The 19,958-nt window shown below is 52.9% G+C and carries 14 protein-coding genes; 8 read left to right on the forward strand and 6 right to left on the reverse strand.

What is annotated here, in order from left to right; translation table 11 throughout:
• Positions 1 to 10 precede the first annotated feature (10 nt).
• On the reverse strand, positions 11 to 2,374 hold the full coding sequence (locus FN808_RS16920) for a heavy metal translocating P-type ATPase (protein WP_142715802.1): 2,364 nt from the start codon (positions 2,372 to 2,374) through the stop codon (positions 11 to 13).
• A 68-nt stretch (positions 2,375 to 2,442) separates the two neighbouring features.
• On the opposite strand from FN808_RS16920, the gene FN808_RS16925 reads away from it, so the two are divergent.
• Positions 2,443 to 3,114 (forward strand): IS1595 family transposase, encoded by a 672-nt coding sequence (locus FN808_RS16925; protein ID WP_142715803.1) that lies wholly within the window; start codon positions 2,443 to 2,445, stop codon positions 3,112 to 3,114.
• Positions 3,115 to 3,143: 29 nt separating this feature from the next.
• On the opposite strand, the gene FN808_RS16930 is transcribed toward FN808_RS16925, so the two are convergent.
• Positions 3,144 to 3,797 carry an NUDIX hydrolase gene (locus FN808_RS16930; RefSeq protein WP_142715804.1) on the reverse strand — a complete coding sequence of 218 codons (654 nt, stop codon included), beginning with the start codon at positions 3,795 to 3,797 and terminating at the stop codon, positions 3,144 to 3,146.
• A gap of 278 nt (positions 3,798 to 4,075) precedes the next feature.
• On the opposite strand from FN808_RS16930, the gene FN808_RS16935 reads away from it, so the two are divergent.
• The 3 genes from FN808_RS16935 to rdgB all read left to right on the forward strand — a co-directional run bounded on the left by FN808_RS16935 (position 4,076) and on the right by rdgB (position 7,104).
• Complete coding sequence (locus tag FN808_RS16935) at positions 4,076 to 5,302, forward strand: S8 family serine peptidase (protein ID WP_142715805.1); 1,227 nt, start codon at positions 4,076 to 4,078, stop codon at positions 5,300 to 5,302.
• Positions 5,303 to 5,466: 164 nt separating this feature from the next.
• Positions 5,467 to 6,471, forward strand: a complete 1,005-nt coding sequence (locus tag FN808_RS16940) for an adenosine kinase (protein WP_142715806.1) — start codon at positions 5,467 to 5,469, stop codon at positions 6,469 to 6,471.
• A gap of 36 nt (positions 6,472 to 6,507) precedes the next feature.
• Positions 6,508 to 7,104 carry an RdgB/HAM1 family non-canonical purine NTP pyrophosphatase gene (rdgB, locus tag FN808_RS16945; RefSeq protein ID WP_142715807.1) on the forward strand — a complete coding sequence of 199 codons (597 nt, stop codon included), beginning with the start codon at positions 6,508 to 6,510 and terminating at the stop codon, positions 7,102 to 7,104.
• Positions 7,105 to 7,310: 206 nt separating this feature from the next.
• On the opposite strand, the gene nagB is transcribed toward rdgB, so the two are convergent.
• Positions 7,311 to 9,239 carry a glucosamine-6-phosphate deaminase gene (gene nagB, locus FN808_RS16950; RefSeq protein WP_142715808.1) on the reverse strand — a complete coding sequence of 643 codons (1,929 nt, stop codon included), beginning with the start codon at positions 9,237 to 9,239 and terminating at the stop codon, positions 7,311 to 7,313.
• A gap of 155 nt (positions 9,240 to 9,394) precedes the next feature.
• Here nagB and FN808_RS16955 point away from each other — a divergent pair, with 155 nt between their 5' ends.
• From FN808_RS16955 to FN808_RS16965, 3 genes are all read left to right on the forward strand, one after another.
• On the forward strand, positions 9,395 to 10,933 hold the full coding sequence (locus FN808_RS16955; protein WP_142715809.1) for a sodium:solute symporter: 1,539 nt from the start codon (positions 9,395 to 9,397) through the stop codon (positions 10,931 to 10,933).
• Positions 10,934 to 10,991: 58 nt separating this feature from the next.
• Complete coding sequence (locus tag FN808_RS16960; protein WP_185958468.1) at positions 10,992 to 12,239, forward strand: serine hydrolase; 1,248 nt, start codon at positions 10,992 to 10,994, stop codon at positions 12,237 to 12,239.
• 131 nt (positions 12,240 to 12,370) lie between these two features.
• Positions 12,371 to 12,892 carry a hypothetical protein gene (locus FN808_RS16965; protein ID WP_142715811.1) on the forward strand — a complete coding sequence of 174 codons (522 nt, stop codon included), beginning with the start codon at positions 12,371 to 12,373 and terminating at the stop codon, positions 12,890 to 12,892.
• Between the two features lie 50 nt (positions 12,893 to 12,942).
• Here FN808_RS16965 and metH read toward each other — a convergent pair whose 3' ends face one another.
• Entirely contained in the window at positions 12,943 to 16,641 is a 3,699-nt protein-coding gene (gene metH, locus FN808_RS16970; protein ID WP_142715812.1) for a methionine synthase, read from the reverse strand.
• A gap of 164 nt (positions 16,642 to 16,805) precedes the next feature.
• On the opposite strand from metH, the gene FN808_RS16975 reads away from it, so the two are divergent.
• Positions 16,806 to 17,771, forward strand: a complete 966-nt coding sequence (locus FN808_RS16975) for a methylenetetrahydrofolate reductase (protein ID WP_142715813.1) — start codon at positions 16,806 to 16,808, stop codon at positions 17,769 to 17,771.
• Positions 17,772 to 17,782: 11 nt separating this feature from the next.
• On the opposite strand, the gene yaaA is transcribed toward FN808_RS16975, so the two are convergent.
• Together yaaA and FN808_RS16985 are read right to left on the reverse strand one after the other, a co-directional pair.
• Positions 17,783 to 18,544, reverse strand: coding sequence for a peroxide stress protein YaaA (gene yaaA / locus FN808_RS16980; RefSeq protein WP_142715814.1), 762 nt, complete (start codon positions 18,542 to 18,544; stop codon positions 17,783 to 17,785).
• Positions 18,545 to 18,737: 193 nt separating this feature from the next.
• A complete protein-coding gene (locus FN808_RS16985) occupies positions 18,738 to 19,811 on the reverse strand; it encodes a Gfo/Idh/MocA family oxidoreductase (RefSeq protein ID WP_142715815.1) in 1,074 nt (357 codons plus the stop codon).
• Positions 19,812 to 19,958: the final 147 nt, after the last annotated feature.

The following is a 19,958-nucleotide window of genomic DNA, read 5'->3' on the forward strand; positions in this document are numbered from 1 at the left end:
GGCGCTTACCTTATCGCCCGGAAAGCCTCATGGAACGAGAAGAATTGCTGACCACCAGGATGCTGCTTGTAGCCATTGCCACGGCCGCAAAGAGCGGATTTATGGTACCGGCTATGGCCAGCGGAATAGTGATGATATTGTAAAGAAAGGCCCAGCCCAGGTTCTGGCGTATGCGATTCCTGGTCAGGCGTATGGCCCGGAATGCTTTCGGGATCAGCTCAAGGCGGTCGTTGGGAATGACGATCTGGGCGGATTCTGCGGCAATGGCAGTCAGGTCGCCAAAGGCCAGGCTCAGATCCGCTTCAGCCAGGGCCGGGGCATCGTTGCTACCGTCACCGATCATGGCCACGCTGCCGAACTTGCGCAGTTCTTTGATGATATTGGATTTGGACTCCGGGCGCGCCTCCGTAAAAAGGAAGTCGGGCCGGAGCTTTTCTTTTATACCCTGGGCGGCGGGTGTACTGTCGCCGGTAATCAGGGCAATTTTCTTTCCTTCCTTCCTCAGGCTCTCAATGACCGGAAGGGCGTCGTTCCGGAGCTGGTCGCCGACCACCATGATACTTTGGATGGTCCCGTCCCATCCCACCGCTACGGGCACTTGTCCGTTGGATCGGCTGGTCCTGATCTTTTCGGAAAAGCTGCCCGGAAGATCGAACTGGTGTTCCTGTAGCCATTCGGGCTGCCCAACCCATACGGAACGGCCGTCGATGGTGCCTCGAATGCCGGTGGAAGAGCTTTGAAAATGTTCTACCCGGTGATCACCGGGACCGGGGGAGAGCGCCGCAATGGGTTCGCCCACCGGGTGGGCGGAGTACTGTTCCAGGAGTGCGGCGTATTCTCTGGCCTGCTGGTGCGACCCCGGATCCAGAAGGTGCATGTTGCCGGTGGTAAGGGTCCCCGTTTTATCAAAAGCAACAATATCGGCCTTGCCCTTTTCTTCAAAGAGGGCGGCTGTTTTGAAAATGATATCGTTTTCAAGCCCGCTCCGTATCCCGGAGGCGATGGCCAGCGGGGTGGCAAGTCCCAGGGCACACGGGCAGGAGACAATAAGCACAGCCAGCGCGGCAAGCATGGCATCGGTTGCGGGGGTGCCGGTCATGAGGTGGTAGCCAAAGGAACCCGCGCCGAGGACGATGACGCCGGGAACGAAATAGGCTGCAATGCGATCGGCGAGTCGCTGTTTGCCTGGCCGCGACGACTGAATGTTCCACATCAGCCGCATCAGTTCATCCAGGGTGCTCTGTACGGTCTCCCCGGTCTCGATGGTCAGTGAATGCTGGTTGAGGATGGTCCCGCTGAGGACGCGATCTCCCTTCTGCTTGGAAACGGGCACCGATTCGCCGGTCATCAGCGCCTCATTGACCACGCCCTCCCCTTCGATAACAGTCCCGTCAACCGGGATGCGCTCACCGGCTTTCACCACAACATGATCGCCGGGCCTCAGCTCGGAAACCGGAACGTTGACAAGCTGTCCGTTGCGCCGGGTCCAGGCATGGTTGATCTTTTTTTTGCTGAACTTCGAAAGCAGGGTCTCTTTACCGGATTTTATCTTTTTCTCGTAGTAGTTCCCAATGGATACGATCAGGATGATAGCCATGGTGACATCGAAATACACTTCCGAGGAGCCGGTAAGCATGGCCCCGGTGCTGTAAAGGTAGGCACTTACGGCAGCTATGGTGATGAGCAGGTCCATGTTGGGTCGCCCCACGGAGATGGAGACCCAGGCCCCCCGCAAGATCGGAAAGCCGGTATAGGCCAGAACGAAGGTGGTCATCACAAAGATGTTTGAGACAAAGAACATCTTTTCCAGGCTGGTCAGCGGGATGAAGCTTTGACCGCTGATATAGGACGGATACAGGAAGAGGACATACAGCAGGAGTCCCATGATGCCGAAGAAGCCGCCAATGATAAGCCGGGCGGTCTCGTTCAGATTTTCTTCGGTGACGTCCTCGTCAATATCGTACACGGTATAGCCCATCTTGCTCAGCAGGGAGGGGATGCGCCCGGGGGAGAGACGATCGGGGTCGTAGTAGACTTTCATCATCTCGGAGGCATAGCTGGCCTCGCACCGGTAAAGTCCTTCCTGCCGGGCTGCGAGGGTCTCAACAAAAGACTCGCAGGTGGCACAGTGCATCCCGTCAATTTTAAAGAAGGCCTCTTCATAGGTTTCGGGGAGTGGGGCGGCGGGCTGCTCCGCCCGTCGCTGCTCTATGGTTCGTCTGCGCAGCTCCCGGGCCTGCTCTTCGTCCATATCCTGCAGCAGCCGGTACACATGAAGGCAACCGGAGCAGCAGAAGACGCCGTCAACATCGCCGCTGGTAACAGGCGGATCCGGGGTTTCAAGTTCGCACAAGCTGCATTTATGGGTACTCATCAACCGTATATTTTTAGGGTCTTATGAAGTATAGCATGTTATAGAAGTTTGTAACATATTGCTATACAATGAATAACAAGTATTACAAGCGTTCAAGAATTTCTGAGGCCAAATTTCGGCACCTGATCAAGTGTTTTTCGTTGGATTTGACAGCGACTGAAACGGCTGAACTGATCGGAATTTCGTTGCGTTCGGTAACGGTGATTTTTGACAAGTTGCGTGGGAAAATAGCTCGCTGGTCGGAGCAAGCAGCTCCACTGGCTGGAACTATTGAAGTTGATGAGTCTTACTTTGGCCCCAAGCGGATTCCCGGCAAACGGGGCCGCGGAGCTTCGGGCAAAACCATTGTGTTTGGCATCTTCAAACGCCAAGGCCAGGTCTATACTGAAATAGTGCCTGATGCCCGAAAAAAGACGCTCCAGCGTGTTATTCGCGGGAAAATTGATCCGGGAAGCATCATTCACAGCGACGGTTGGCGCGGCTATGATGGCCTGGTAGATGTTGGCTATGACAAACATTACCGGGTGCATCACGGCCAGGATGAGTTCGCCGATGGCAGCCGACACATTAATGGGATCGAGTCGTTTTGGTCCTTTGCTAAACGCCGGCTGGCCCAGTTTAACGGTGTTCCCAAAAGGAAGTTTTACCGGTATTTGAAAGAAACAGAATTCCGTTTTAATCATCGAAATAAAAACTTATATAACGTCTTACTGGAGAAGCTCCGAGAGGACCCTCTTTGAGAGCTTAACTTCATAAGACCCATTTTTAATTATGAAGCGTCAAGAAATTCCCGGTAAAGGTCCAGCAGTTCATGCAGGATCATGGCTGTAGCCCCCCAGAGCGGCACCTGATGGACATCCCAGTAGGGCACCCGGTAGGTGTGCGAGCGAAGGTTCCAGTCTTCCACGGTCAGGTTTTTTTTATGGAGCAGGGAATCAAGTTCAATAGCAAAAACTTCCTCCACTTCGGCAGGATTGATGGAGAATCGGGGCCGTTCTGGCAGGTAGCCCACAACGGGAACGACCTGGTTATTGGAATGACTGACGTATAGTTCACTCAGCTGGCCGATAACCGTGACATCCTGCGAGGGAATGCCTATTTCTTCCCGCGCTTCGCGGAGAGCGGTTTGCAGGGGACGTTCCCCGCTTTCGGCGCGACCGCCGGGCAGGCTGATTTGTCCCCCATGATTGATGCTGGGGGTTCGCAGGGTAAGAATCAGCTCCCATTTCTGATGGTCGTTTGGGAAAAGGAGGATTAACACGCTGCTCTGTCTGGCGTCCCCGGCAGGGGTCATGGGCCGGCGGCGGGTATTGCCAGTTACGGGTTCCGGGGCCATTGCCAGCTGTGAGCTTTTGCCCGGCAGGGGATGCTCAAGCCGCTGCTGCAAGAATGTGATCAGTGGATCCATGAATAGAGATATCATAAATAGTCGGTATCAAAGATACCATTTTTGATTTTAAATATCGGGGTATTCCAGAAATGGGTTGGCGGTTTCGGAGGCCTGTTGGGGTACCGCCGATGTGGGATTTGATTTTGTTCTGATTGTTGGATAACGTGCTAACACAGTTTTGCTGCAAAAAAATATGCGCCGATTTTTAGGGTATGGTACAGGGTTGTATAGGGATGGAAATGTTGCGTTGTGCCTGCCCCCCCTCTTTTTCCTTCCGGCGGATTAAACATTAACCAATCATTTCTTTCGATATGCAGAATATAAATACATACGTACGAGTAACCGCAGTTTTGCTGCTGGTTGTGGGAATCTATGCCTGTGACCAGCCGACAACCCAGGTACATGAAGAACAGAATGAGCCGTCAGTTTTGGAGAATGAACAGGCTATTGAGAGTCAGTATATCGTGGTGTTCAAGGATTCGGACGCCAAGGGAAAAGCCCTGTCGGACCCCGACCGCGTGGAGGCCCTTCGCAATGAGGTGTTGGATGAGTACAGCATTGACAGGAGTGCGGTTGTGGGCCGGTATAATGTTGCACTCAAAGGATTTGCCGCCAAGCTGAGTGATAAGATGCTCGCCGGGCTGAAAAAGGATGACCGCATTAAGTATATTGAGAAAGACCGGTTTATTACCCTGGCGCCTCCGGGGGCCTGCTCACCCTGGCCGTCCTGCAAAGATGGCGACGGTGGGGGGGATTCCGGACAAGTGGTGCCCTGGGGCGTGCAGCGTATCGGCGGGGCAACAGGCAGCAACGGCACAGCCTGGGTGATTGATACAGGGGTGGATCTGGATCATCCCGACTTGAATGTGGATACGGGACGTAGTGCTGTTTTTGTATCGAGGGGACCCGGTTCGGGAAGCCCGGATGACGGCAACGGCCACGGTACCCATGTGGCGGGCACCATTGCCGCCCTGGATAATGATATCGATGTGGTTGGCGTGGCAGCGGGGGCCACAGTGGTTGCGGTCAAGGTGCTGGACGACCGGGGCAGCGGATCCTATTCCGGGGTCATTGGTGGCATTGACTATGTGGCCGCCAACGCCGCTCCCGGGGATGTGGCCAACATGAGCCTGGGGGGAAGCACCTCGGATGCCGTGGATGACGCCGTTCGTAATGCCGCCGATCAGGGCATATACTTTGCTGTTGCGGCCGGCAATGACGGGGCGGATGCCAACAACTATTCCCCGGCGCGGGTTGAATACAAGAACGTATGGACCGTTTCTGCAACGGATGATACGGATGCCTTCGCCTCATTCTCCAACTGGTCGGGACCCACCGATCCACCGGTGGAATTTGCGGCCCCGGGCGTGGACATCCTTTCGCTCTGGCTGGACGGTGGAACGGATACCATCAGCGGTACGTCCATGGCATCGCCGCATGTGGCCGGCTTGTTGCTGGTGACTAATGGAAGCCCGGCATCCGATGGTACGGCCAGCGGGGATCCGGACGGGGATCCCGATCCCATTGCCCACAACTGAGGCATTTTGAATGTATAGGTGATGTGCTGAAAGCACCTGCTTTTCGGAGCAGGTGCTTTTTTTATTTGCCGGTGGCGGGCCGTCCCGCTTTATTCAGCCGTTGAGAGTTTGTATTTTCCGTCGATTCCATTCAAACTTTAAGTTTTTGATAGTTTAATCGTTCTATGAGCAAAAAGTACAATGTTTACGGTATTGGCAATGCATTAGTGGATATGGAATTTGAAGTCACGGATGCATTCCTGGAGAAACACGACGTTGAAAAGAGTGTGATGACGCTTGTTGATGAGGAGGCGCAATCTCAGCTCATCAGGGATATAAGCCGGGCGGAAACGATTGAAAAACCGGGCGGATCTGCGGCCAACACCATTTATGCGGTCAGCCAGTTCGGCGGCAAAGCGTTCTATTCGTGCAAGGTGGCCAATGATCCCTTCGGGGAGAAATATCTTGAAGAGATGAAGGAGGCCGGAATTGATACCAACTTCGACCGACAGGAGCCGGAGGATGGTATTACAGGCAAATGCCTGGTGATGATCACGGAAGATGCCGAGCGGACCATGAACACCTTTCTGGGTATTACATCCACCCTTTCGGTAAACGAAATTGATGAGTTGGCGATTCGCGATTCAGAATACGTCTATATCGAGGGCTATCTCGTAGCGTCAGATCCGGGCTATGAAGCAATGAAGGAAACCAAGCGGATTGCAGCCGATCATGAGGTGAAGACCGCGCTCACACTTTCAGACCCCTCGATTGTGAAGGGTTTCAGGGAACGGTTTGACGATGTGATAGGTGCTTCGGTCGACCTCCTTTTCTGCAATGAAAAGGAGGCCATGATTTATACCGGCAAGGACAATTTGGCAGATGCGCGTGAACTGCTCAAGAAAGAAGCCGAACGCTTTGTCATCACACAGGGTAAAAACGGGGCGATGATCTGGGATGGTGACACCTTCATTGATATCGAACCCTACAGCGTCAAGGCTGTTGATACCAACGGGGCGGGAGACATGTATGCCGGGGCTTTTTTGTATGGCATCACGAACAGCCTGGGCTATGCGGGAGCCGGAAAGCTGGCGAGCCTGGCGGGCTCTAAAATTGTTTCCCAGTTCGGGCCCCGCCTCAAATGGCACGAAGTACAGGAGCTGCTGCATGAAGCCACGTCGGATCACTGAAAAAGTAACCGTACTGCTGTTAAGAAGACCAAGAATATGAAAACGATAGTCCTCGCCTCACAAAATAAGCACAAGATTGAAGAACTCCGGGCAACGTTGGCCCCGCTGAATATTACCTTGAAATCAACCTACGACTTCCCGGAGCTCGAGGAGGTGATCGAGGATAAGGCCACGCTCGAGGGAAATGCGCTTAAAAAGGCTCGATATGTCTACGAGAAGACGGGATATCCCGCACTGTCTGATGATACGGGACTCGAAGTGGATGCTTTGGAGGGGCGCCCCGGGGTGTATTCGGCGCGCTATGCCGGCGAGTCGGCTTCCTACCAGGATAATGTCAATAAGCTGCTGGATGAGCTTGCCGGCGTGAGTTCTGAGAATCGAGGCGCCCGGTTTCGTACGGTGGTAGCCTTGGTTTCAGATGAGGGTACCGAGACCTTTGAAGGTATCTGCCGGGGCGATATTTTAACCGAAGAGCGCGGGGAAGGGGGATTTGGCTATGATCCGGTATTTCGTCCCGAGGGCTACGACCAAACCTTCGCAGAACTGGACAGCGAAATAAAAAATAAAATAAGCCATCGCGGGAAGGCCATAGAGGCATTTTATCACTGGCTCAAAAAGAAGTCGGACGTCTGAGCCTGTAGTTATGCCCGGTGGCGGATGGCAACCGAACGGGAGACGGGAGAGTAGGAGAAAAGAGGCCGCCCGCTGGTTTGGACCGGGGCATCACGGGGGCGGGACATAACGCAAAAAGAAAAAGGGAGCCTGCTGCCATGATTTGTGCAGCGCGACTCCCTGTTCAATATTCAGGGCTCAATTAAATATGGGGCCCGCCGAGGTCGTTATTGTTCGCGTCCTTTGTATTCTACAAAGCCTTCAATAGCCTCATATTCCGCGAAGCCAAGGGCATCGTACAGCTGGGCTGTGCCGCGGTTTCGCTCTTCAGAGCGCTGCCAGAACTCCCGTTCATCGGCGCCGGGGAAGAGGGGGCGGTCTTTCTGGGATTGGTGCTTGAAAATGGCTTTCCGCTTCTTGGTCAGCTCTTCAGGACTGAGCGGGACGGCCATTTCGATCTCGTTAATATCCCACTCCTGCCATGCACCGCGATACAACCAGACTTTGCAGTCCTCAATCCAGTCATCATCCTGGCACACTTCGAGGGCCCGGAAAATGGCTTCAAGACATACACGGTGGGTTCCGTGGGGATCCGAGAGATCGCCGGCCGCATAGATCTGGTGCGGTTTGACCTCGCGGAGCAGTTCAACCGTGATATCCACATCCTCTTGAGAAAGCGGTTTCTTTTTAACCCGACCGGTCTCATAAAATGGCATGTCAAGGAAATGAAGCTGGTCTTCGGGAATTCCGCAGTAACGCCCGGCCGCTTTGGCCTCTCCGCGCCGGATAAGGCCCTTGATATGCTTGATTTCATAGGAATCGACCTGGCCGGGCTCTTTTTCCTTTAAAAATTTCTTGATGTTGGCCAGCATTTCCTCGGCTTTGGTCTGGTTCATGTCAAACAGATGGTTGTAGTCAGACACAAAATCCACGAACCGGACGACATCATCATCAAATACAGCGATGTTGCCGGAGGTCTGGTAGGCAACGTGCACCTCATGGCCGTGATCCACAAGCCGGATGAGTGTGCCCCCCATGGAGATTACATCATCATCGGGGTGCGGGCTGAAAATTACGGCGCGTTTTGGAAATGGCTTGGCGCGTTCAGGCCGGTTGGTATCATCAGCATCGGGCTTGCCTCCCGGCCAGCCGGTGATGGTATGCTGCAATTCATTGAATATTTTGATGTTGATATCATAGGCTGGTCCATACTGAGTTAGCAGGTCGCCCATACCATGTTCATTGTAGTCTTCATCAGTGAGCTTCAGCACGGGTTTATCAACGGTCTGGCATAACCAGACTACCGCCCGTCGGGTAAGCTTGTCGTCCCAGTCGCAGGAGGTAAGCAGCCAGGGTGTTCGCTGGCGCGTAAGCTTTTCGGCGGCGGCTTCATCCAGTATGACGGTGGCATTCTTGTGTTCCTGCAGGTAGGTGGCCGGCACGTGTTCGCGAATTTCTCCCTCGACGGCCTCCCGGATGATCGGGGCTTTGCCTTCGCCCCAGGCCATCATAATCACGCGGTCGGCATCCATGATCGTACCAACGCCCATGGTGATAGCCCGCCGGGGCACATATTCTTCACCAAAAAAGTCGCTGGCTGCATCTTTGCGGGTGATGCGGTCCAGGGTGATCATTCGGGTGCGCGAGTTGGGCCGCGATCCGGGTTCATTGAATCCGATATGGCCGGTGCGCCCGATGCCGAGCAGCTGGATGTCAATACCGCCGGTTTCGCGGATCTTCTGTTCATATTCGCGGCAGTATTTGGGCACTTCCTCCTGGTCCAGCGTCCCATCCGGAATGTGAACCTGTTCTTCCGGGATGTCAATATGGTTAAAGAGATGTTCATTCATAAAACGAACATAGCTCTGCAGCGAGTTGGGTTGTATGGGAAAATACTCATCCAGGTTGAAGGTGATAACATTTTCAAAGGTTAGTCCTTCTTCTTTATGTAGCCGGACAAGCTCGGCATAGACCTGGGTAGGGGTGGAACCGGTAGCCAGGCCCAGAACGGTAGCTTGGCCTTCCTCGTTGCGTTTACGAATAAGTGAAGCAATCTCAGCGGCAACCTCTTTCGAAGCGGAAGAGGCATCGCTGTAAATGTGCGTGGGAATGTGCTCGTAATAGGTGATTTTTTCGTCTTCGTTGTGATAATTCATTGATGTTGAAGTCTTACATTATTGGCTGCAAAGAAGGATTTGCCAACTATTACTTGGGGTTATATTAAAAATACTCTATAATCGTAAATCTTAGCTCGTAAATAACGCTATTTTCTTGCAAATGTAAATGTTAAAAACAGATAAAACGTATACACGTGGAGTTCTCTCTTGTAGACTATATTGTCATCTTAGGTTACCTTGTGGGAGTTGCCTGGCTGGGTATTCGCATTGCCGGGCATCAATCTTCCACTTCCGACTATTTCCTTGGAGGACATGACATTCCCTGGTGGGCGGTGTTGTTCTCGGTGGTAGCTACAGAAACAAGCACCCTCACCTTCATCAGTGTGCCGGCGGTGGCCTATGGAGGAGATCTCACCTTCCTGCAGATCACTTTCGGGTATATTACGGGTAGAATCCTGGTAAGCCGCCTTTTCCTGCCGGCCTACTTCAAGGGGAACCTGACAACAGCCTACCAGTTTCTGAAGCAGCGTTTCGGGAGTTCCATGCGCAATGCGGCCAGCACCACTTTCATGGTGACACGTCTGCTCGCCGACGGGGTGCGTTTGTTTGCTACCGCTATTCCCCTGGCCATAATTTTACGACTGGGGGGTGCCTTTACGGGGTGGACCGACTTTGAGGTTTACCTGCTTGCCATCACGGTCATCTCGGTCATCACGCTTGCCTATACATTGATCGGGGGAATAAAGGCTGTGGTATGGATGGATGTCATGCAGATGGTGGTCTATATCGGCGGGGCTATCTTCGCAGGTGTCATTATGATTACAGACTTGCCCAACGGGCTGGGTGGAGCTATGACCACGGCCGCGGAGGCGGGGAAAATACATCTGTTTGATTTTGGTTTCGACCTGTCCTTCTCGGAGTTTATTGCACAGCCGTATACCTTTTTTACGGCCCTGGTGGGGGGCGCCGTTTTTTCTGTAGCCTCCCACGGTACCGACCAGCTGATTGTACAGCGCCTGCTGACAACACGGAATGTGGAAGACGGACAGCGAGCCATTGTATGGAGCGGGGTGGTCGTAGCCCTGCAATTTGGCTTGTTCCTTTTTATCGGCTTGCTGCTCTATGCTTTTTACGATGCACAGACGGCCCAGGAGCTGGGGCTGGCCACGACGGATGAAATTTTTGCCAAATTTATTGTGGAAGAACTGCCTGTGGGCTTTTCAGGCCTTATTGTCGCCTCCCTTTTTGCGGCAGCCATGAGCAGCCTCAGTTCATCGCTCAACTCACTGGCCTCCTCCACCACCTTTGATCTCTATAAACCCTACTGGGGCGAGGGCAATACGGAGGCCGAAGATCTGCGGATCTCCCGCATCATCACAACCGTCTGGGCCCTTATTTTGACGGGGTCCGCTTTCTTTTTTGCTTTTCTTCAGCTGCAGGAGGGCGAGCGTCCGGCGGTGGTGGAACTGGGACTGGGTATTGCATCCTATACCTATGGGGGATTGCTGGGAGCCTTCCTTCTCGGCCGTCTTTTTGCAGGCCCGGATATACGGGATGCTCTCATCGGTTTTTTTGTGGGGCTGGTCTCCCTGCTCTTTATGGTAGAGGGGCCCATACACGCGGTGCTCCCTGGCGAGCCGCTGGTCATTGCCTGGCCCCTCTATACGTTGGTGGGCAGCGCTATCGTAGTTCTAACAGGCAAATTGTCGCAATGGATCAGGAAGAGGGCGTGAAGCTGTCACGGCATAGGCCGAAGCCTTGACCGGGGTCCTCTCAGTATCAGCTATGATTATGATAAAAAAGAAAAATATTTTTGTTTTGTTGCTGGCGGCCTGGCTTGCAGGCTGTGCGGCTGAACCGGATACCATCCGGCATGAGGGAAAGGGGCATATTCCGGCCCTGGACTCGCTGATCCTAAAAGAGATGGAAGCTGATCATATTCCCGGGGCCGTTTTACAAGTAAAACAGGGTGGTTCAGTTTTGCACCGGGCGGCCTACGGCTTTGCCAAAAAGTACGGCTACGACCTGAAACCGCTCGGGCAACCGCAGGCCATGACCACCGGTCACCTGTTTGACTTGGCTTCGCTGACAAAGGTGATGGCCACTACTTACGGTATCATGCTGCTGCTAGACCGCGGCCGGCTGCATCTCGATGATCCCATCCATCATTATCTGCCGGAGTTTGAGGAAGGGGAGAAAGCAAGGATAACCATTCGAAACCTGCTGACCCATACAGCTGGGCTGGCCCAGTGGATTCCCACCTACTACCATGGCACCACGCCCGGCGAGCGGTACCGGCATCTTGCCGATCAACCCCTGGAGTGGCCTGTGGGAAAGGAGCGTCATTACAGCGATCTCGGCTTTATGCTGCTCGGCGATATCATCAAGCGGGTGAGTAATTGTTCTCTGGACGAATTCCTGCATGAAGAATTATACCGGCCGCTGGGCCTCAATCGCACCGCCTTCAATCCGCTGGAGAAGGGCATGAAGCCTATAGCAGCGACTTCACACGGCAATCCCTTTGAGAAGCAGATGGTATACGACCGGGATTTTGGCTACCGGGTGGATGTGGAACCGGAATCCTGGGACGGCTGGCGTACCTATACCCTGCAGGGAGAGGTCAATGACGGCAATGCCTGGTATACGCACGGCGGTGTGGCCGGACATGCCGGCCTTTTTTCGACGGTAGGGGACCTGCAGGTACTTGTCGACCTGCTGCTCAACCGGGGCAAGCTGAACGGGAAACAGTATATTTCAGCCGGGGTGGTCGATCGTTTTCTGGTCAAAGATCGGTATGGCAATGGACTGGGGTGGGCCATGGATAAACAAATTATTGCCGCGGCCGGAAGTCCGCCCGGCACCTTCGGTCATACTGGTTTTACCGGGACCAGCGTTGTGGCGGTTCCCCGGGATTCGCTGTCCGTTATACTATTGACGAATCGTCAGAATGTAGGTCGTCAAAAAAATGGCTATTATTATGATTTAGAGACGTTGCGCCAGGCTATTTTTGATACTGTGGAGCAGTATACGGCAAATTAAGCCTGCCTCACATGATCATGTTAATTCATGTCTGACAGAAAATATTAAATTGAAGACAGGCGTTAACAGCCTGCAGCGCTATTCATTAAAACATAAACCGGTTGGTGATGCAACCGAAAACGGAGAGTATTATGAAGCCTCTCAGCCTATTGTTAGCCGCACTACTTTTTGTTTCATGCCAGGGAGATCCCGGTCCGGCAGGACCAGAGGGCCCGCCCGGCCCTGCAGGATCGGTCGGACAAGCCTTTGAAGTGGAAGCGGATTTCACTGAATCGAATGAATATACCCAGTTTTTTGATATCCCCGAGAACATTGAAGTGTTGGACAGCGATATCATCACCGTTTACCTTCTGTGGGAAGTGGACGAGAATGCCGGGGATGTGTGGCGGGTACTTCCGGCTTCGGAGTTTTTTAGCGACGGCGCTGAGCTGCAGTATGCTTTTGACCACACCGCGGTGGATATCAAGCTTTTCATGACCGGGGATGTGGATTTGAATACGGTTGGGGAGGCCTATACACAGAATCAGATTTTCCGGGTGGCTGTTCTGCCCGTGGATTACGTGGAGTCCAATAATGTGGACCTGAGCGATATGGATGCGGTTATGCAGGCCGTTGACGAAAGCAAGGTTGAGCGCTTGCAGCCTGTGCAGTAGCTATGCCAAAGATAGCCATGCCGGGAAATCATGCCGGCATGGCCATTTCGTTAATCCAGCTCGTCAGGGTCATAGTTCAGGTTGGAACCCAGCCATCGTTCCATTTCTTTGACCGTCATGCCCTTGCGCTGGGCATAGTCTTCAATCTGATCCCTCCCCAGGTCGCCCACGTTAAAGTAGGTGGCATCGGGATGTGCAAAATAAAGTCCGCTTACCGAAGCGGCCGGATGCATGGCAAAATGTTCGGTCAGGTGAATATCCGCATTGCTTTCGGCGTCCAGCAGATCGAAAAGGATGCGCTTTTCGGTATGGTCGGGCTGGGCGGGATAGCCGGCAGCAGGACGAATGCCGACATATTGCTCGCGAATGAGGGACTCGTTGGAGTAACTTTCATCCGGCGCATAACCCCAGATCTCCTTTCGAACCTTCTCATGAAGCAGCTCCGTGAAAGCTTCGGCCAGCCGGTCGGCCAGCGCTTTGGTCAGGATGGCGTTGTAGTCGTCGTGTTTCTCTTCAAATTGACGCACCAGCTCCGGTGCTCCAATACCTGCCGTGACTGCAAAACCACCGATATAGTCGGCAATACCCGAATCTTTGGGGGCAACGAAGTCGGAAAGTGCCTTGTTCGGCTGCCCGCGTCGTTTTTGGGCTTGCTGGCGCAGGGTGTGGAAGATCGTCAGGACTTCGGACCGATTGTCATCGGTGTAGAGCTCGATGTCGTCACCTACGGCATTAGCGGGATAGAGTCCCAGCACAGCCTTGGCTTTCAACAGCCGCTGGTCAATAATTTTGTCCAGCAGGGCATTGGCGTCATTAAACAGTTTCCGTGCTTCTTTGCCATACTTGTCATCCTCTAGTATATCCGGGTACTTTCCCTTCATCTGCCAGGCGATGAAAAAGGGTCCCCAGTCTATGTAGTTGCGAATCTCCTGGAGGGGATAGTTGTCAAAAATGCGGGGCCCCATTTGCTTGGGACGGGTAATGTCCGTGGCTTTCCAGTCTATCCTGGTGGCATTCTCACGCGCCTCTTCCAGCGAAAGATAGGTTTTTCGGTTGGAACGGTTCTGGTGTCGCTTGCGCAGTTTCAGGTATTCGTTCTGCTTTTTCTTGACGAACTCGTTGCGGAGGGTCTCCGATACGAGGTTACCCGTCACCGATACGCTTCGTGAGGCATCCAGCACATGGATCACCGGCTTGTCGTAGTTGGGTTCTATCTTGACAGCGGTATGCATGCGCGAGGTGGTGGCGCCGCCGATGAGCAGCGGCTGGTTGAACTGTTCCCGCTTGAGTTCTTTGGCTACGTGGACCATCTCATCCAGTGAAGGCGTGATGAGGCCGCTGAGCCCGATAATATCCACTTCATGCTTGCGGGCTTCTGCCAGGATTTTGTCTGCAGGCACCATGACACCGAGGTCGATGACATCGAAGTTGTTGCATCGCAGCACTACTGCAACGATATTTTTGCCAATGTCGTGCACATCCCCCTTGACGGTGGCCAGTAGGACCTTGGCCTTGGGCTTGCTGTTTTTGTTCTTCTCTTTTTCCTTTTCAATATACGGGATGAGATGAGCCACTCCCTTTTTCATGACGCGCGCACTTTTTACAACCTGCGGCAGGAACATCTTGCCCGACCCAAACAGGTCGCCGACTACATCCATGCCGGACATCATGGGACCTTCGATGACTTCGATCGGCTGCGAGTATTTTTGGCGGGCTTCTTCCACATCATCAACAATATGATCTACAATGCCTTTTACCAGCGCATGTTTGATGCGTTCTTCCACGGGTTCTTCGCGCCAGGCCTTAACCTCTTGTTCTGTTTCGGTTCCTTCGTCTTTGATCTCCTCGGCATAATCGACCAGGCGCTGCGTGGCATCTTGACGGCGGTTAAGCAGTACGTCTTCCACCAGCTCACGGAGTTTGTCCGGTATCTCTTCATAGACCTCAAGCTGACCGGCGTTGACGATGGCCATATCGAGCCCGGCTTTGATGGCGTGGTACAAGAACGCTGCGTGCATCGCTTCGCGCACCCTGTTGTTGCCCCTGAAGGAAAACGAAATATTGCTGAGGCCACCGCTGACCTTGGCCAACGGAAGGTTCTGTTTGATCCACTCGGTGGCCTTGATAAAGTCAACGGCATAGTTGTTATGTTCTTCGATGCCGGTGGCTACTGTCAGGATATTCGGGTCGAGAATGATATCCTGCGGAGCAAAGCCAACTTCTTCGGCCAGGAGTTTGTAGGCCCGTTCGGCAATTTCGATGCGCCGTTCGTAATTGTCGGCCTGCCCCTGTTCATCAAACCCCATGACCACGACGGCCGCCCCGAAATTAAGGATTTCACGAGCCTGACTGATGAATGCTTCCTCGCCCTCTTTCATGCTGATGGAATTGACCACACACTTGCCCTGGGCGGTTTTGAGACCCGCTTTGAGTACTGACCATTTCGAGGAGTCGATCATGATGGGTACCCGGGAAATATCAGGCTCGGCAGCGAGTAGTTGCATAAAGGTAACCATCACCTCTTCGGAGTCAAGCATGCCCTCGTCCATATTGATATCAATGATCTGGGCACCATTTTCTACCTGTTGGCGGGCCACAGAAAGAGCATCTTCATACTTTTCTTCCTTGATGAGCCGCTTGAACTTGCGGGATCCCATTACGTTGGTCCGCTCGCCGATGTTGACAAAATTGGTATCCGGGCGCACGACCAGCGGTTCCAGTCCACTGAGCCGGAGGTACGGTTCCTGTTCCGGAATTTGCCGCGGGGGACAGCTGTCGGCTGCTTCTGCAATAGCCTTAATATGTTCCGGGGTGGTTCCGCAGCATCCCCCCACCAGGTTGACGAAGTTTGATTCTGCGTAGTCCCGGAGCTGATCGGCCATAAATTCCGGGCTTTCATTATATTCCCCCATCTCGTCAGGGAGCCCTGCATTGGGATAAAGACTGGTATGGCAGGTGGCCACATTGGCCAGCTCTTCAATATAGGGACGCATCTGTTTGGATCCCAGCGAACAGTTCAGTCCAACGCTCAGTAGATTCTTGGTATGCGAAATAGAGATCCAGAAAGCCTCGGTTGTCTGTCCCGAGAGGGTGCGCCCGCTTTGATCCACAATGGTTCCGGAAATCATGACGGGTATCTCCCGGCCGGTCTCCTCGGCAAATTTGTGGATGGCGTAGATGGCGGCCTTGGCGTTGAGCGTGTCAAAAATGGTTTCCACCAGCAGGATGTCCGCGCCTCCGTCAACCAGACCGCGGATCTGTTCAGCATAGGCCTCTTTGAGCTGATCGAAGGTGATGGCACGGTAGCCCGGATCTTCCACATCCGGGGAAAGCGAGAGCGTTTTATTGGTCGGTCCAATGGCGCCGGCTACCAATCGCGGCTTATCTGGATTTTTCCGGGTGAATTCATCAGCAACCTCGCGGGCATTCCGGGCCGCGGCCACATTGAGGTCGTAGGCCAGCTCTTCCATATGGTAGTCGGCCTGGGAGATAGAGGTGCTGTTGAAAGTGTTGGTTTCAATGATGTCGGAACCCGCCTGCAGGAATTGGCGGTGGATATCCTTGATGATGTCGGGCTGGGTGAGGCTCAGCAGGTCATTGTTGCCTTTTAAATCGGTGTCGTAATCGCTAAACTGCTGTCCCCGGTAATCGGCTTCAGAGAGGTTGTGATCCTGTATCATGGTACCCATGGCGCCATCCAGGATAAGGATTCGATCGTTTAACAGATCCTTTATTTGGTCAAAGTTCATGTACGTCTGGTTCAGGTAATAATTATAAGGTGCTTGTGGTTGCACAAAAACTTTTCAACTGAGTTGCGAAGTGATTACCTTATACACTATAAATTTTCATGCCGAAAATGATGCAACGGTAAAAAAGTTTTTGGATCTCAAAGGTACAAAGAATAGCAGATTAAATGAAAGTTATTGAACATTACGATCGAGCCGAAGAACCGTTAATCTCTTTTGAAATTATTCCGCCCAAGCGGGGGAAGTCCGTAAAGAAGGTTTTTGATTCGCTGGATCAGGTTATGAAGTACAATCCGCCTTTCATCGATGTGACCTATCACGCGGCGGAATCGCATTACGAAGAGTTGAGTGATGGCACCATCAAGCGCCACATCAAGCGTAAGCGTCCGGGAACGATCGGGCTCTGTGCGGCGATATTGCACAAATACGGGGTTGACCCGGTGCCTCACCTTATCTGTGAAGGATTCACGAAAGAGGAGACGGAGGATGCCCTCATCGAGCTCAACTATCTGGGGATTGACAACGTGCTGACGATCCGCGGGGATGCCGCTGACGAATCGGTACCCCGGTATAAAAACGGTACGTTCAACAAATATGCCGTTGACTTGGTGAAGCAGGTTAAGAATATGAACAGGGGAGAGTACCTGGAAGATATTGTCAACGCACAGCATACCGACTTCTGTGTGGGGGTGGCCGGTTATCCGGAGAAGCATTTCGAGGCCCCCAACCTTGATTTTGACATACAGATGCTCAAAAACAAGGTGGAGAAGGGCGGCGACTATATCGTCACCCAGATGTTTTTTGACAACGAAGCCTATTTCCGGTTCGTGAGGAAGTGCCGGGATGCCGGCATAGAATGTCCCATTGTGCCCGGCTTAAAAGTACTGACACGGGAACGGCACCTGAATTGGCTTCCGAAGTATTTTCATCTCAACATTCCCGAGGGGCTGTCCGAAGAAGTCCAGACCAATCCCACGCATGCTCGCGAAATTGGCATTGAATGGGCGGCACAGCAATGTACCGAGCTGCTGGAGAGCGGAGCCCCGGGTATCCACTTTTATATCATGGGCGATCCAAGCCCCGCTCTCAGCGTCATCGACAAGCTGCCGCTGGGGCACGGAGTGAAAAAATAAAGGCTCCTTTCTTATCGAATGAAGACCGGTTCATTCTGGTCTTCGGTGTGTTCTTCGCTGTAGCTGTAGTCGTTCCCGTTAAAGCCCAGCAGTCCCTCATAGCTGTCGACATTATTCTCGACAAGATACCGCGACATCGTCCCGCGGTTCTTTTTAGCGTAGAACCCAATGACTTTCAGCTTCCCGTTCTTAAAATCCTTGAAGACGGGACTCACCACATCCACTTTCAGTTTGTCCGGGTTGAGAGCTTTGAAATACTCCTTGCTGGCAAGGTTGACGAAGAGTTCATCCTCTTTCAGTTCGTCATTCAGTGCATCGGTGAGTTTGTCTCCCCAGAAATCGTACAGCCTGTCGTGCCCGTTGATGTGCAGCTTGGTGCCCATTTCCAGGCGATAGGGCTGCATCAGGTCCAGTGGTCGCAGAATACCATACATGCCGGATAAAATGCGCAGGCTGTTCTGGAGCGTGTCAATGTGCGATTCATCGATACTATAGGCATCCAACTCTTTATACGCCGACCCATTAAAGGCATAGATGCAGGGACGGGCATTCTCTTTGTCAAAGGGAGTGGAGAATTTCTGATAGCGCTCATAGTTCAGGTCGGCCAGGTTCTGGCTGATGTCCATGAGCTTTTTGAGCTCATCTTTCGACATTTTGGCGAGTTTATTATTGAGCGTCTCCGCTTCCTCCAGAAAGCGGGGCTGAGTGGCCCGGTCTGTGGGGAGCTCACTCTCATAGTCCAGCGATTTGGCGGGAGAGATAACAATTTTCATAATAAGAATGAAGTACTTTGATTGTATTGTGTCGGTTCAGCGTTTCTAATGCATCTCGCCGTTCGGCCGTTCCATGGTCTGCCGGAAGGATACAGATGCATATAAAAAGAGTACTCCGCAGGCTGTTCATGCTCGGACTGCTTGCCTGCGCAATACTCTTTATACTTTGCTTTGTATGATGGGTGACCGGATGCTACAGGGCGACTTTTTTGCCGGTTTTTACCGACTCATCGCTGGCCAGTACAATCTTGAGCGTCTGTACTGCTGCCTTCATATGGTCCGACAGGTCGATATCCTCCTGAATAGCCTTCAGGAAGTATTCCTGTTCAAAAAAGCAGATCTCGTCGTGGCCCGGCTCGTCGGGCGTTTCAATGAGTTTGTCGTCGTTCACCAGCTCTCCCTTGTCGTTCAGTTCGGAATAGTGGAGCTGAAGCTGCTTGACGCTTGAGTGATCTTCGATATCTGCCGATTTGCCGCGGGGATCATCAAAAGTGTCCTTGCGGATGCTTACACTGCCGTTGGGACCGATTACATCCTTGATAAAGTAGGCTGTTTCGCTCATCATGGGGCCCCAGCCTGATTCGTACCAGCCAACCGATCCGTCATCGAAGGTAACCTGGAGCTGTCCGTAGTTGTACATGTCTTTGCTGATATCCTCGGTCAGCCGCGCACCGATGGCGTGCACATGGGTGGGATTGGCCTCGGTCATCTGGCACATCATGTCGACATAGTGAACCCCGCAGTCCACGATGGGCGACATGGAGGACATCAAGTTCTTGTGGGTTTCCCACTGGTGCCCCGTACTCTGCTGGTTCAGGTTCATGCGCATAACCAGGGGCTTGCCCAGCTTTTTGGAATGCTCAACAAACTTGATCCAGCCGGGATGGTGACGCAGGATATAGCCAACAAGCAGTTTCTTCCCGGCCTCCTGGGCAGCCTCCACCACTGCCTCGGCTTCTTCCACCGTTTCGGCAAGGGGTTTTTCTACAAAAACGTGGGCGCCCGCTTCAAATGCCTTGATAGCGTAGTCGGCATGCGTTCCCTGGTAGGTATTGATAGAAACGGCGTCGGGCTGGGTCTCAGTGAGTGCTTCCTCATAGCTGCCGAAAGTGGGGAGTCCGCCCAGTTCTTCAGAAAGGCGTTCCCGGCTTTCAGGGCCCCGGCTTACGAGACCTACAATATTAAAATCATCGAGCTGGTGGTATGCTCTTGCGTGTGAGGTTCCCATATTACCACAGCCTACGACTAAGATGTCAACGGTGTTCATAGTAAAGCAAAATCTGGTTTAGGTTAGAATGCATGTGTTGAATAATAAAAAAGGGTCTTATGAAGTTAAGCTCTCAAAGGGGGTCCTCTCGGAGCTTATCCAGTAAGACGTTATATAAGTTTTTATTTCGATGATTAAAACGGAATT

This window comes from Fodinibius sediminis, from assembly GCF_900182555.1.
Lineage (GTDB): Bacteria > Bacteroidota > Rhodothermia > Balneolales > Balneolaceae > Fodinibius > Fodinibius sediminis.

Excerpts from the sequence above, each read along its gene's own strand:
- FN808_RS16920 (WP_142715802.1), bottom strand. The coding sequence starts at position 2,374 with ATGAGTACCCATAAATGCAGCTTGTGCGAACTTGAAACCCCGGATCCG.
- FN808_RS16925 (WP_142715803.1), top strand. The coding sequence starts at position 2,443 with ATGAATAACAAGTATTACAAGCGTTCAAGAATTTCTGAGGCCAAATTT.
- FN808_RS16930 (WP_142715804.1), bottom strand. The coding sequence starts at position 3,797 with ATGATATCTCTATTCATGGATCCACTGATCACATTCTTGCAGCAGCGG.
- FN808_RS16935 (WP_142715805.1), top strand. The coding sequence starts at position 4,076 with ATGCAGAATATAAATACATACGTACGAGTAACCGCAGTTTTGCTGCTG.
- FN808_RS16940 (WP_142715806.1), top strand. The coding sequence starts at position 5,467 with ATGAGCAAAAAGTACAATGTTTACGGTATTGGCAATGCATTAGTGGAT.
- rdgB (WP_142715807.1), top strand. The coding sequence starts at position 6,508 with ATGAAAACGATAGTCCTCGCCTCACAAAATAAGCACAAGATTGAAGAA.
- nagB (WP_142715808.1), bottom strand. The coding sequence starts at position 9,239 with ATGAATTATCACAACGAAGACGAAAAAATCACCTATTACGAGCACATT.
- FN808_RS16960 (WP_185958468.1), top strand. The coding sequence starts at position 10,992 with ATGATAAAAAAGAAAAATATTTTTGTTTTGTTGCTGGCGGCCTGGCTT.
- FN808_RS16965 (WP_142715811.1), top strand. The coding sequence starts at position 12,371 with ATGAAGCCTCTCAGCCTATTGTTAGCCGCACTACTTTTTGTTTCATGC.
- metH (WP_142715812.1), bottom strand. The coding sequence starts at position 16,641 with ATGAACTTTGACCAAATAAAGGATCTGTTAAACGATCGAATCCTTATC.
- FN808_RS16975 (WP_142715813.1), top strand. The coding sequence starts at position 16,806 with ATGAAAGTTATTGAACATTACGATCGAGCCGAAGAACCGTTAATCTCT.
- yaaA (WP_142715814.1), bottom strand. The coding sequence starts at position 18,544 with ATGAAAATTGTTATCTCTCCCGCCAAATCGCTGGACTATGAGAGTGAG.
- FN808_RS16985 (WP_142715815.1), bottom strand. The coding sequence starts at position 19,811 with ATGAACACCGTTGACATCTTAGTCGTAGGCTGTGGTAATATGGGAACC.